General features: G+C 42.2%; 11 protein-coding genes. 5 read left to right on the top strand and 6 right to left on the bottom strand.

Features of this window, described 5'->3' with window-relative positions; translation table 11 throughout:
- Positions 1-282: 282 nt before the first annotated feature.
- Positions 283-825 carry a sigma-70 family RNA polymerase sigma factor gene (locus tag WCM76_00880; protein MEI6764160.1) on the top strand — a complete coding sequence of 181 codons (543 nt, stop codon included), beginning with the start codon at positions 283-285 and terminating at the stop codon, positions 823-825.
- Positions 826-853: 28 nt separating this feature from the next.
- Positions 854-1,273 carry a hypothetical protein gene (locus WCM76_00875; GenBank protein MEI6764159.1) on the top strand — a complete coding sequence of 140 codons (420 nt, stop codon included), beginning with the start codon at positions 854-856 and terminating at the stop codon, positions 1,271-1,273.
- A gap of 117 nt (positions 1,274-1,390) precedes the next feature.
- On the opposite strand, the gene WCM76_00870 is transcribed toward WCM76_00875, so the two are convergent.
- The 5 genes from WCM76_00870 to WCM76_00850 all read right to left on the bottom strand — a co-directional run bounded on the left by WCM76_00870 (position 1,391) and on the right by WCM76_00850 (position 5,800).
- Complete coding sequence (locus WCM76_00870) at positions 1,391-1,795, bottom strand: Rrf2 family transcriptional regulator (GenBank protein MEI6764158.1); 405 nt, start codon at positions 1,793-1,795, stop codon at positions 1,391-1,393.
- Between the two features lie 177 nt (positions 1,796-1,972).
- Entirely contained in the window at positions 1,973-3,100 is a 1,128-nt protein-coding gene (gene cydB / locus WCM76_00865) for a cytochrome d ubiquinol oxidase subunit II (GenBank protein ID MEI6764157.1), read from the bottom strand.
- Positions 3,093-4,640 carry a cytochrome ubiquinol oxidase subunit I gene (locus tag WCM76_00860; protein MEI6764156.1) on the bottom strand — a complete coding sequence of 516 codons (1,548 nt, stop codon included), beginning with the start codon at positions 4,638-4,640 and terminating at the stop codon, positions 3,093-3,095. The genes cydB and WCM76_00860 overlap by 8 nt, the downstream gene beginning before the upstream one ends.
- Positions 4,641-4,658: 18 nt before the next feature.
- Positions 4,659-4,886 carry a DUF4492 domain-containing protein gene (locus tag WCM76_00855; protein ID MEI6764155.1) on the bottom strand — a complete coding sequence of 76 codons (228 nt, stop codon included), beginning with the start codon at positions 4,884-4,886 and terminating at the stop codon, positions 4,659-4,661.
- A complete protein-coding gene (locus WCM76_00850) occupies positions 4,883-5,800 on the bottom strand; it encodes a tetratricopeptide repeat protein (protein MEI6764154.1) in 918 nt (305 codons plus the stop codon). The genes WCM76_00855 and WCM76_00850 overlap by 4 nt, the downstream gene beginning before the upstream one ends.
- A gap of 173 nt (positions 5,801-5,973) precedes the next feature.
- Between WCM76_00850 and WCM76_00845 the strand changes: the two genes are divergently transcribed.
- Positions 5,974-7,134 (top strand): aminotransferase class I/II-fold pyridoxal phosphate-dependent enzyme, encoded by a 1,161-nt coding sequence (locus WCM76_00845; protein ID MEI6764153.1) that lies wholly within the window; start codon positions 5,974-5,976, stop codon positions 7,132-7,134.
- A 102-nt stretch (positions 7,135-7,236) separates the two neighbouring features.
- On the opposite strand, the gene WCM76_00840 is transcribed toward WCM76_00845, so the two are convergent.
- A complete protein-coding gene (locus WCM76_00840; GenBank protein ID MEI6764152.1) occupies positions 7,237-10,278 on the bottom strand; it encodes a DUF2723 domain-containing protein in 3,042 nt (1,013 codons plus the stop codon).
- Between the two features lie 110 nt (positions 10,279-10,388).
- Between WCM76_00840 and WCM76_00835 the strand changes: the two genes are divergently transcribed.
- Both WCM76_00835 and lpdA read left to right on the top strand, forming a co-directional pair.
- A complete protein-coding gene (locus tag WCM76_00835) occupies positions 10,389-11,186 on the top strand; it encodes a class I SAM-dependent methyltransferase (protein ID MEI6764151.1) in 798 nt (265 codons plus the stop codon).
- Between the two features lie 98 nt (positions 11,187-11,284).
- Complete coding sequence (gene lpdA, locus WCM76_00830) at positions 11,285-12,676, top strand: dihydrolipoyl dehydrogenase (GenBank protein MEI6764150.1); 1,392 nt, start codon at positions 11,285-11,287, stop codon at positions 12,674-12,676.
- The last annotated feature ends 12 nt before the right edge of the window (positions 12,677-12,688 follow it).

Here is a 12,688-nt window from a genome sequence, read left to right as displayed (position 1 = left end):
GCTAAACGACTAAACAGCTAAACCGTTTTTCACGCGAAGACGCAAAGGCGCAAAGGAGAATTACAAACAACTTGTAAATCCTGATATCTGTTTTTATTCCTGCAACATCGGACTTGCCGAAGGCTGCCAATCTGGCTTGAATCTATTTTTCATTTGTCATGATAAATAATTTCTAATTTTATAACATCCTAATATTGAGTTGTTTAAAAAAATATTGCAATAATTTTGCAGAATTTTTGATGAGAAGATGCAATAAAAACAACAATTCACGTCCTGATAAGTATGAAGCACGATATTCCGAGGCAGCGTTCTTTGAAAAGTTTTTTTGAGTGGAATTACCTCAAGTTAAAAAACTATGCACGGATGCAAATGGGGGGTTCGGCTTATGAAGCAGATGCTGAAGATATATTACAGGATGTTGCAGAGAGCATGTTCGCACGTCAGGATCCGGACTCGGCGATAAGTAATCTGGCTGCTTATATTTACAGTGCCATTCGTAACCGCATTACCGACAGGCGCAGGAAGAAGAAAAATGAAATTCCTGTTGGTGATTTTACTGATGAACACGGCAACGACCGTTTTGTGTTTGTGCCTGATGACGCGCCATTGGAAGCCATCATAGACGGCATGGACGATTTGCCGCCTGTTGATTTGTACAAAGCACTTTCAATGCTTTCATCCGAAGAACAGGAGCTCATTATAGAAAACAGCTTCAACGGACGCACCTTCGCCGAGTTGTCGGAGGCCTGGGGCATTTCGCAGGGAACACTTCTATCGAGGAAATACCGGGCGCTTCAGAAATTACATAAAATACTAAAAACATAAACTGATTAACCTAAAAGGAGATTAACACATGGAATCAAATTGCGGATGCAAAAAAAGACACCCTTTTCTTACCGTTCTTAAATTTATAGGATTCGGAATACTGGGTACAGTGGGCGTAGCCATTTTTGGCTTTATTTTCGGATATTTTGTAATGCTGTTATGGAACTGGCTGATGCCTGCCATATTCGGACTGGGACTCATCACCTTCTGGCAGGCTTTCGGGCTGGTAGTTTTAGGACGGCTGCTGTTCGGCCGACTGAGCCCGCCATGGCATAAAAAACCCCATAATCATTTTCAGCATTATCACCGTCAGGGTAACTGCGGCGACAAACGCGAAGAATGGAAAAAATGGCGCCATTACGGCAATTACTGGAAAGAAGAAGGTGAGCAATCATTCAACGAATATGTGAAGAAAAAAGAAGACGGGGCAGAATCAAACCCTGTATAACCTCAATCCGACGTTATAAAAAGGGATGATTCGATTCACTATTTAGTGTGAGTGCGATACACAAAAAAGCCCGTCGGCGCAGTTTGCTGACGGGCTTTTAATTTTATTGTTCTTGTACTATGAATCCATATAGGAATTTAAGGTCTGCTTTTTCAGGTGATTCTTGAATTCCAGTGAGAGCTTATTGGCAATGCCTCCCATCAGACACTTGTCGAATGGGCACACCTGTTTTTCCATCGGACAGCCTTCAACCTGTATCTGCCCTTCAATAGATTCATATATTTCAAGCAAATTGATTTTACCGGCAGATCGTCCCAGCACAAAGCCGCCGGTTGGTCCCCGTGTTGATTTAATCAGATTCTGCTTCACCAGGCGCTGCATCACTTTTGCAATATGATTTTTTGATGCACCGGTTTTTTCAGCGAGCAAATTCACATTTATATTTTTTTCTGAGCGAGCTATAAGCACCATTGCGTGAACCGCGATGGAGGCAGCTTCAGACATTGAAACAATCTTAGACATAAAAACAATTTACTGATATTTCTACTTTTGTGAATCGAAATTCTTTTCGAAATTCTTAACTGCCTGGCTGATTATCCAAGTGCAAACAAGGATGAAAACAGGCCAGGAGATGTACCATAAAATAGATGATAATGCGGTTCCGTACATACGCTTATTCTTTAATTTTTATAATAGATACTAATATACATGATCATTGTCCTTCATTTCGGCTTTGTCAATCTTTTTGCGGTCGATAGCCCTCCATGCAAAGAAAATATAGGCGAGCACAAATGGCACCAGCAGCGAAACATAAGACATCACCGTAAGTGTGTACTGACTGGATGAGCTGTTCAGTATGGTAAGTGAACTCTGCAGATTGCCTGTCGAAGGATAGAAGGAAGTGTGATTCAGCCCGGCAATAAGCAACAGAGCAAAAACGGTGAGTACCGTACCCAATCCGGAGAACCATATGCCTTTGGTACTTTTTTTGAACCATGCCATAATAATTCCCACCAGAACAGCCACAACACCCAGCAGAAATATCACAAGCACAATGGGCATCTCGATTAAATTCATCAGATATTTATTTGCAACGAGGCTCACAACCTGAGTTTGCGAATCATATGCAAAACCATCGCGCCATAGAAGCATACCAACAAACGTAAGAAATACGGGCAGGAAGAATAAAGTATTTATCATAACCTGTTTACGGGCGCCCATAAATAGACCTTCATCGTCGATACTGTTCATAATATAAAGTGCACCCAGAATACGCGATAGAAAAAACACAGTAAATCCGAGCAGCACATTTTGAACATTAAAAACAGCTTCCACCCCGCGGAACGGGCTGTTCCAGATTACGCTGTTAGCATCGTTCAAACTAAAATCAGAGCCCGTGAAAAAAGTACCCACGGCTGCGCCAATAAGGAAAACGCCGAGACTTCCATTAATATAGAGGAAGGTTTCGTAGGTGCGTGGGCCGAGAAAATTTCCTTTCTTCCGTCTGAATTCAAAGGATACTGCCTGAATTGTAAAGCAGAACAGTATAGCCATCCATGCCCAGTAGGCGCCACCGAAACTGGTTGAATAGAATTTTGGAAATGCCGCGAACATAGCCCCACCAAATGTAACAAGTGTGGTGAATGTAAATTCCCATTTGCGCCCGACGGCGTTCAGGATCATTGTTTTTTCTTCCTCATTGCGTGCAATGCCAATGAGGGTTTGTCCGCCTTGAACAAACATAAGGAATACCAGCAGTGCGCCTAACAGCGAAGCAATAATCCACCAGTATTGCTGAAGGAATAAATATGTGCAGTTTTCAAACATTGTCGCCTCCTTTCGGTCCTGATTTGATTGCAGTTAACATGATTTTTATTTCGGCTATAAGTAATGCTGTAAACAGAGCAGCAAACAGAAAGAATGTAATCATAACCGAAGTGCTTCCGATATTAGTTGTTGACACGGCTGTTGGAAGTAAATCCTGAATTGCCCAGGGCTGCCTGCCAACCTCAGCCACAATCCAGCCTGCCTGCGAAGCAATAAACCCAAGCGGGAACGTCCACATAATTATCCGCAGCAGCAGTCTTTTTGAATCGATTTTATTTTTCACAATTAAACTCAAGGCAACAACAAACAGAAGAATAAAGAACACACCGAATATTACCATAATGTGGAAGCTGTAAAATACCATTGGGACATTTGGAATAACGCTGGCGGGATCTTTAAGATATCCGAAACCCATATAACGATAATGAGCTTGAAAAACATTAAGCGTAGAGTCGACCACAGCAGTATTACCTTCTTTTTTAGCCTTTTTGTAGGCAGCCAGCGCTCTGATGGCAATTTTTCCTTTGGCAATTTTATCGGACGTCGGCTCAATTTTATTTTCTTTGTTTCCTTCCACTAAATCGAGTCGTCCGGGAACAAAGGAATTTGCATTGTGATAGGCAAGAACAGAGAGCAATTTAGGAACTTCCCATTTAAATAAAAAATCATCGTTATCGCCATCCAGATCTTTTTTATCAGAATTAAGTATGCCGAATAAAACCAGACCTGTGCCATTACTTCCTTTTCGGAGACCTTCCATTGCTGCTAGTTTGGCCGGTTGTTTCTGAGCTACCATATAAGCAGAACCATCACCGGTAACAGCTGTAAACAATGATGCAAGCAAACCAAAAATTCCGGCAACAAGCATACTTTTTTTTGCAAACGGAATTTCTCTTTTCTTCAGCATAAACCATGCACTTACCATCATGATGAACAGTGCTGCAAGCACGTATGCGCTGGAAATTGTGTGAAGAAATTTATTGACGGCAACGGGAGAAAGCAACACTGCCCAAAAGTCGAGCATTTCGCTGCGACCCGTCACGGGGTTGAAATGCATACCTACAGGGTACTGCATCCATGAGTTTGCAACGAGTATCCATAGAGCAGAGATGTTTGCACCGAAAGCCGTAAGCCAGGTGCTCGCAAGATGGAATTTTTTGCTCACCTTGCTCCATCCGAAGAACATGATGGCGATAAATGTCGATTCGAGGAAAAAGGCCATGATTCCTTCAATAGCGAGTGGTGCACCGAAAATATCGCCCACATACCATGAATAATTAGACCAGTTTGTTCCGAATTCGAATTCCATGATGAGTCCGGTAGCAATGCCAATGGCAAAGTTGATACCGAAAAGTTTCATCCAGAATTGAGTAATCCTTTTCCACTCAGGGTTGCCTGTACGCACATAAATGGTTTCCATGATGGCTATCATAAAACCCATTCCCAATGTGAGCGGCACGAAAATCCAGTGATACATAGCCGTGAGTGCAAACTGCGCCCGCGACCAGTCGATCAATGATAAATCGGCGTGTTCAAACATAATAATTGCTTTTTGGTTTTACTTTGATTCTTTAGTTAGTTGTTCAATCACATAATTTCCACGCTCATTGTCATTACTGAAATTTGATTTTAAAAAATCGTGGAAGAAAAACATCTTTAATATAATGAACATAATAAACAGTTTGATAGCAATTACAAGAAACAGCTTTCGTCCTGTAGATGAATTGCGTATCCCTTCGTAATAGAACAAGAACACTTTTTTTGCTATGTTTCCTATACCCTTCATTTTTGTTTACAGTTAACCGACCAGAATTTTTTTGAAGCTTTGTCTCCCCTGTCTGCAGCATATTTGAAAGCAGCACAGCCTTCGCGTTTCCGCCCCATGCTGATTTTAGCCAGACCCATATTATAATAGGCGTCCAGAGCATCGGGCTGCAGCGTAATTACTTTTTCATAATCAGCCACCGCTTTATCAAACTGGCCCAAATCGTCGTACAGAAAAGCACGGTTAAAATAGGCGTCAATATAATTTGCATCGGCAGCAATTGCCTTCGTATAATCATTAATAGCAAGTTCGGGTTTACTGATAAGGTCATAATCATATGCCCTGTAATACCAGGCCTTTGCATTGGTGGTATCAACGAGCAACACCTTGGTGTAGCAAAAAATAGCCGCTTCCAGTTCTTCCATTTTATCATACAGATTTGCCAAATAATAATTAGCGCTGGTGCTGTATGGATAAAAACTCAGGTACTTTTTAAAATCCTTTTCGGCCAGTGTATCGGCATTCATTTTTTCATAAATCACGGCTCTTCTGTACCATGCGGAAGCCAGGTCGGGGTTCAGCTTTATGGCTTTGTCAAGATCGACCAATGCGAGTTTAATTTTGCCCAGCTGATCGTATATCATTCCCCTGTTCAAGTAGGCGTTTGCATCATCAGGCTGAAGAAAAATAACCTGATTATAATCTGTCAGGGCTTCCTCAATCTTGTTGAGTTTATCATAGCAAATGGCACGGTTGAACCATGCGTCGGCATAGTCAGGCTTTGCTGCGATTACTTTCGTATAATCATCAAGCGCTCCGGCAAAGTCATTTTTCTGGAATTTTTGAAATGCAGAAACAAAGTACTCATCCGCCGTTTGGGCCTGAATTGATATTGAAAATAAAAACGAAAATAGCAGGAAGTAAATTTTTCTCATACTACGGTTTATGTTCTCACAAACATAAGAAATATTTTCAATTCAGTAACGTAATACTTAAATTACCATCCTGATAAAAATCACAATCATCATAGGTTCAGTAGCTGTGTATAAAAATGGGAATAATGGCGATGTGTAAATAATAATTATAATTTTGTGAAAATGACAACACCATGGAAATTTCGGATATTATCAATCAGCTTGGAGAAGAACGTAATCTGTATTTCAATTCGGTAGCGCCGCCAGTCATGCAGTCCAGTAACTTCTGTTTCGGCAGCGTTGAGGAAATGCGGGCCAACATTCACCGTGAATTTGACGTCCCGTTTTATACGCGTGGAAATAACCCAACAGTTCAAATGCTTCGTAAAAAAATTGCAGCACTTGAACATGCCGATGATGCACTGATAACATCAAGCGGATGTGCCGCCATTACGGCTGCTGTGGTATCAAATGTAAGCAGTGGCGACCATGTAATTTGCGTAAAGAACTGCTATAGCTGGACACACACGCTTCTGTCTGTTATACTTGCCCGCTTCGGTGTTCAATCTACATTTGTTGATGGCTGCAATATTGAGAATTTCAAAAATGCCATTCGCCCCGAAACACGTCTGATTTATCTCGAAAGTCCTACATCGTTTCTGTTTGAATTGCAGGATATAAAGGCTATCGCTGAATTAGCCGCCTCCCACAAAATAATTACGGTCATTGATAACAGTTACGCTACGCCTTTGTTTCAAAATCCGATTAGCCTGGGCATTGACATTGTGATACACTCGGCATCAAAATATCTGGGCGGGCACAGCGACCTCGTGGCCGGAGTTATCTGCAGCAACACCGATATGATTAAGAAAATATTTGCGACGGAATACATGACATTCGGCGGAATTATTTCACCCGAAAATGCCTGGCTGATGCTTCGGGGTTTACGCACGCTTCCGTTGCGCATGCAGCAGGCGGCGAGTACAGCAAAAATCCTGACTGAATTTCTGGAGAAGCATCCGAAGGTTTCTAAAGTATTCCATCCATTCAGTGAAAGTCATCCTCAATTTGAACTTGCGCTGAAACAAATGAAAAATGCGAGCAGCCTGTTCTCTGTAATTCTGAAAACAGACGAGATTGAAAAAATTGACCTCTTCTGCAATTCACTGAAACGATTTCTGCTTGCCTGTTCATGGGGCGGACATGAGTCGCTGGTGTTTCCGGCATCGGTTCTGTACTCATCAAACAATAACAACAAAACGAATTTGCCGATAAACCTTGTTCGTATTTATGCAGGGCTTGAAGAACCTCAATTATTGATAGAAGACCTTGACAGAGCCCTTGACGCGATTTAAGTCATTGCAGTACAATTCTTTATCCCATTTATTAATGTCTTTGCAGGTATAAAAAAACGGGCGATCTAAAAAGACCGCCCGTTTCATTTTCAACACAGCAAACTAGTTTGCAGGTTGTCCTTGTGGTATCTGAATATACTGACTAAGCATAGCCTCCACTTTTTTATGAAGGTCGGCCTGCTTGTATTTTTCGGTAATGCTCCATACAGCCTGCAGCACCTGAACACCCTGTTCTGTTTCTTCCTGAAGCGCTTTGGCACGTTCGGGATCCAGACTGAAATAATATTCCAGATTGTTCTGATAGATATCGGCAATGCGGCCCATCATTTCATTGCCCTTGGCAAATTCGCCCAACTGATAGTACATTTCGCCGTAGCCAATCATATACATATCGTAAGCAACCGCTCTGTCGGGGAAGGCTTCGATACCTTTATCAAGCGCTTTGATGGCTTTGGTTTTCTGACCTTCTATAAGCAACGCCTGACCTAAACGTGCATAGTTATTACGCAGGAACTGCGCCATGCCGAAGCTTTCTTTATCAACATACACATGCGGGTCGTTCAGATTTCCGAATTTAAATTCGTTCATCATCACATCATACGAACGTTTCGTGAGAATACCGTTACTGCGTTTGGCATCTGCCTTCACCGGGATAAATTTATACACGCAGCCTTCCATGTAGCAGTAATCTTCTATATCAAGAAAATCTTTTACGCTCGAAGGGCTTGCAAAGTAAACAGGACGGCTCCAGTCGTTGCTTGCCAGAAAATCGAGCAGCATCAGGTCATTTTTATAAAGTGTATTTTTCTTAATCGTGACAGGGATAAACTTCACTACCTGATCTGCCATTTCACGCGGAACAAGACCACTGCTTACCACCTTGGCCGAATCAACCGGGATGTAGAAGGTTTTGGTCGGGAAAAAAGCTACATTTTTACCATCCTGCAATTTCACCCTTGAATCTTCACGACCGCTGTTGATGAATTTTATCAGCTGCTGAATGCTCATGCTTCCTTTGAACCCGTTATCATAATAAGGTACAAAATCGTTGGTGCCATTGGTGTATTTATCAGAAGGAATTGTAAACGGCAGTGGCTTCGATTTGTAAATATTATTGAACAATTGATGTATGTACCAATCGCCCGATGCCAGTGTAAAATTCACAACCCTTACGTCGGTGCGGAAGTCTTCAACTTCCTGAGCATACCAAAGCGGGAAGGTATCATTGTCGCCGTTTGTAATAAGAATTGAATTCGGCGAACACGACATCAGGTAGTCCATTGCAAAATCACGACAGGCATATTTTCCGGAGCGGTCGTGATCATTCCATTCTTCTTTGGCCATGATACCCGGCACCAGAATAAGACAAGCCAGTGTAACGATAAACACGGAAAGCATCTGCGGAACTTTTTTACTGAGCAGCTTCCATAAGCCCACAACGCCAAAGCCAATCCAAATGCAGAATGCATAGAACGATCCGGCATAGGCATAATCGCGCTCACGCGGCTGATAAGGAACCGGATTGAGATAAACGATAATAGCCATGCCTGTCAGCAGGAAGAATAAGGAAACCACCCAGGCATCCTTTTTATCTTTTTTCCATTGATAGAACAAACCCACAAGACCAAGCAGGAATGGAAGGAAATACAAGGTATTTCTTGCTTTGTTACTGGTCAGTTTTTCCGGAAGTTTATCCTGGTTTCCCAGACGTGAATCTATAAAAGGAATCCCACTGAGCCAGTTGCCATTCATAACATCACGATTTCCTTTTTCATCAAGCGTGAATCCCTGAAAATCGTTCTGCCTTCCGACAAAGTTCCACATAAAATAACGCCAGTACTGACTTCCGAGCTGGTACCCGAAAAAGAACTCGAGGTTTTCACCAAAGGTCGGAGGACGATTGGGCTTAACACCCGTCCACGCGGTATATCCCTTGACATGTTTATCCTGATCGCTCCACATACGCGGGAAAAGACCACAGTTATTGGGATCGTATACGTATTTTATTTTCGCGTTGGTGCGAACATATTTTTTATCGCCGCGGATATAATTATAACCAACTTCTTTTGAATCTATTACTTTGGCATTAAAATACTGACCGTATAAAACAGGCCAGTCGCCGTATTGATCACGATTCAAATAATTCAGCAGGCTGATGGCATCTTCAGGAGAGTTTTCATTAATCGGAGTATTTGCGTTCGCCCTGATAACGAGCGCCACAAAAGAAGAATAGCCGATAAGGATAAACGTGAAACATAATATTGCTGTATGCAGAAATGTCTTTGAATATTTCTTTGAGAAAAATAAACCGCCTACGATGATAGCAATAAGAAATACAAAGAAGATGATTGTGCCCGAGTTGAAAGGCATACCAACGGTGTTGATGAAGAACAGCTCAAAATATCCTGCCATTTTTACCGTCCAGGGAATGATGCCGACCTGAATGAAACCCAGTATCGCAAGGCAGGCAATAAGTGCGTACACAAAATTGCGTCTCGACTGCTTTACTTTTCTGAAATAATAAATGAAGGTAAGAGCGGGAATCGTAAGCAGGTTCAGCAAGTGAACACCAATGGCGAGTCCCATTAAAAATGCAATCAACACGATGTAACGATTCGAATACTTTTCGTCGGCCGCGACCTCCCACTTCAGCATCAGCCAGAAAACAATGGCTGTGAAAAAGGCTGATGTAGCGTACACCTCACCTTCAACTGCCGAAAACCAGAATGAATCGGTAAATGTACAGGCCAGCGCTCCGACCAATCCCGCGCCAAGTACGATGTATGCTTCGGGAAGCGACATTTCCTTGGTTTTGGTGAACATTTTTTTTGCAAGTGCCGTGATGGTCCAGAACAGAAATAAGATACTGAAACCACTCATCAGTGCAGACATAATGTTAACCATCATCGCAACATTGGCGGTATTGCCGAATGCAAACAGTGAGAATACCCTGCCAAGCATCTGAAAGAACGGTGCACCGGGAGGGTGACCAACTTCAAGTTTAAATGCAGTGGAAACATACTCCCCACAATCCCACCAGCTTGCCGTTGGCTCTATCGTGAGCAGGTAAACGGTGGATGCTACGAGAAAAACAATCCAACCAAGCAGATTGTTCATCTTTGAAAAATCTTTAACTAGTTTCATAGTCATTAATATATAAGGTAATTTCAGGTCAGCGAAATTAGTCATTTGACATTAAAAACCTATACATTTGTTCAAAATTTAATCAGAGTAAACGATTTAAACCGACCTTGATGATTGCTTTCAGCCACAGGCTGTCAATACTTTCGAAATATATCAAATACCGGCTTACCGCATCGGACAAATTTGATATTCACTCACCATTTATTTATGATTTTTACACCCGGGTTGTATCTGACGAAACAAAATATAAGGGTTATAAAAACGGTGAGGATGCTCGGCTAAGAATGTTGTCTGATGAGCGCATTATTGAAGTTACGGACTATGGCACCGGCGGACGCGAATTAAAAGGACAACAGCGCAAAGTAAGAGATATCGCACGAAAGTACGCGTGCAACAAAAAAGATGGGGCACTACTTTTCCGTATTACTCAATGGAGAAAACCGGAAAGTATAATAGAACTGGGGACTTCTGTCGGCATCGGGAGTGCGCATCTTAAATCTGGAAATCAGCAGAGTAAACTTATTACTATCGAAGGCTGCCCGAACACAGCAGCCGTGGCTGCAGAAAATTTCAGACTATCTGATTTGGATATTACAGTAATTGTCGGGAATATTGATGACACACTTGAACAGGCCATAAATTTATGCCGTAACAAAATCAATCTCGTGTATTTTGATGGCAATCACACCAAAGAAGCGACCATTTCATATTTCTGCAAATGCCGCGATGCCGCAAGTGAAAATGCGATTTTTGTTTTTGGAGATATTCACTGGTCGGCAGGAATGGAGGAAGCCTGGGATGAAATAAAAAAAGATTCCGCCGTTAAGGTAACTATCGATCTTTTTCATCTTGGAATTGTGTTTTTTAGCGCTGATTTATCCAAACAGGATTTTGTGTTGAAATACTAAGCAGTGGCGTTCACCCATTTTTTTTACCTTTGCTTTCTTAACAGCCCTTATCAAAATATTTTTTTGAGAGCGAGTGGCGATTATAAATACACAGGAAAATGAATTACGATATTATTGTTATTGGAAGCGGTCCGGGCGGTTATGTTGCTGCTATCCGCGCCTCACAGCTTGGCCTGAGCGTTGCAGTTGTTGAACGTGCCGAAACAGGCGGTATTTGCCTTAACTGGGGATGCATTCCCACAAAAGCACTTCTTAAAAGCGCACAGGTTTTCAATTATACAAAACACCTTTCCGATTACGGAATTACACTCAACGGAAGCATAACACCTGATTTCACAGCTATCGTCCAGCGCAGCAGAGCCGTTGCCGACGGCATGAGCAAAGGAATACAATACCTTTTCAAAAAAAATAAAATTGAAATTATCAAAGGTTCCGCAAAAATAAAACCCGGCAAAATTGTTGAAGTTACTGATGAGAACGGTACAATCACCGATTATTCAACAAAACACATCATACTTGCCACCGGCGCCAGATCACGCGAATTGCCGCATCTGAAAATTGACGGTAAAAAAATAATCGGCTACCGACAGGCCATGACATTGCCGGCAATGCCAAAATCAATGGTCGTTGTCGGTTCGGGTGCCATAGGTTCTGAATTTGCTTATTTCTATAGATCAATGGGAACCGAAGTCACTCTGATAGAAGTGTTGCCAAATATAGTCCCCATTGAAGACGAAGACGTTTCAAAACAACTGGAGCGCTCCTTCAAAAAAATCGGAATGAAAATTCATACATCTTCATCCGTTGAAGCGGTTGACACTTCGGGCGAACAGTGCAAGGTAACCGTTAAAACACCAAAAGGTGAGATAATAATTGAAAGCGAAATAGTGCTTTCGGCTGTTGGTATTTCAACAAATATTGAAAACATTGGTCTTGAAGAAACCGGCATAGCCGTTGAAAAAGGCAAGGTTGCCGTTGACGATTTTTATCGCACCAATATCGACGGGTATTATGCTATTGGTGATATTGTCCATGGTCCGGCACTGGCACATGTAGCATCGCACGAAGGCATTATCTGTGTCGAAAAAATTGCCGGCAAAGAGCCGGAATCCATGGATTATAATAACATTCCGGGATGTACCTATACAGTTCCCGAAATTGCTTCAGTGGGCATGACAGAAAAAGCAGCGAAGGACGCGGGTATCGAGATAAAAGTCGGGAAGTTTCCTTTCACAGCATCCGGAAAAGCCAGCGCTTCAGGCGCCCGCGATGGCTTTGTAAAACTCATTTTTGATGCAAAATACGGAGAGCTGTTGGGCGCTCACCTCATCGGTGAAAACGTTACCGAGATGATTGCTGAACTGGTGCTTGCACGAAAACTCGAAACCACTGCACATGAAATCATCAATGCGGTACATCCGCATCCGACATTATCAGAGGCCATCATGGAAGCAGCAGCAGCAGCCTATGATGAAGTTATTCATTTATAAAACAACAGCCAC

Source organism: Bacteroidota bacterium (assembly GCA_037133915.1).
Taxonomy (GTDB): Bacteria; Bacteroidota; Bacteroidia; order Bacteroidales; family CAIWKO01; genus JBAXND01.
Note: the sequence above shows the minus strand (reverse complement) of the source record. Positions and strands in the feature narration are given on the sequence as shown.

What these genes read in the sequence shown, in the direction of transcription:
- WCM76_00880 (MEI6764160.1), top strand. Translation starts at nt 283, where the DNA reads ATGAAGCACGATATTCCGAGGCAGCGTTCTTTGAAAAGTTTTTTTGAG.
- WCM76_00875 (MEI6764159.1), top strand. Translation starts at nt 854, where the DNA reads ATGGAATCAAATTGCGGATGCAAAAAAAGACACCCTTTTCTTACCGTT.
- WCM76_00870 (MEI6764158.1), bottom strand. Translation starts at nt 1,795, where the DNA reads ATGTCTAAGATTGTTTCAATGTCTGAAGCTGCCTCCATCGCGGTTCAC.
- cydB (MEI6764157.1), bottom strand. Translation starts at nt 3,100, where the DNA reads ATGTTTGAAAACTGCACATATTTATTCCTTCAGCAATACTGGTGGATT.
- WCM76_00860 (MEI6764156.1), bottom strand. Translation starts at nt 4,640, where the DNA reads ATGTTTGAACACGCCGATTTATCATTGATCGACTGGTCGCGGGCGCAG.
- WCM76_00855 (MEI6764155.1), bottom strand. Translation starts at nt 4,886, where the DNA reads ATGAAGGGTATAGGAAACATAGCAAAAAAAGTGTTCTTGTTCTATTAC.
- WCM76_00850 (MEI6764154.1), bottom strand. Translation starts at nt 5,800, where the DNA reads ATGAGAAAAATTTACTTCCTGCTATTTTCGTTTTTATTTTCAATATCA.
- WCM76_00845 (MEI6764153.1), top strand. Translation starts at nt 5,974, where the DNA reads ATGGAAATTTCGGATATTATCAATCAGCTTGGAGAAGAACGTAATCTG.
- WCM76_00840 (MEI6764152.1), bottom strand. Translation starts at nt 10,278, where the DNA reads ATGAAACTAGTTAAAGATTTTTCAAAGATGAACAATCTGCTTGGTTGG.
- WCM76_00835 (MEI6764151.1), top strand. Translation starts at nt 10,389, where the DNA reads ATGATTGCTTTCAGCCACAGGCTGTCAATACTTTCGAAATATATCAAA.
- lpdA (MEI6764150.1), top strand. Translation starts at nt 11,285, where the DNA reads ATGAATTACGATATTATTGTTATTGGAAGCGGTCCGGGCGGTTATGTT.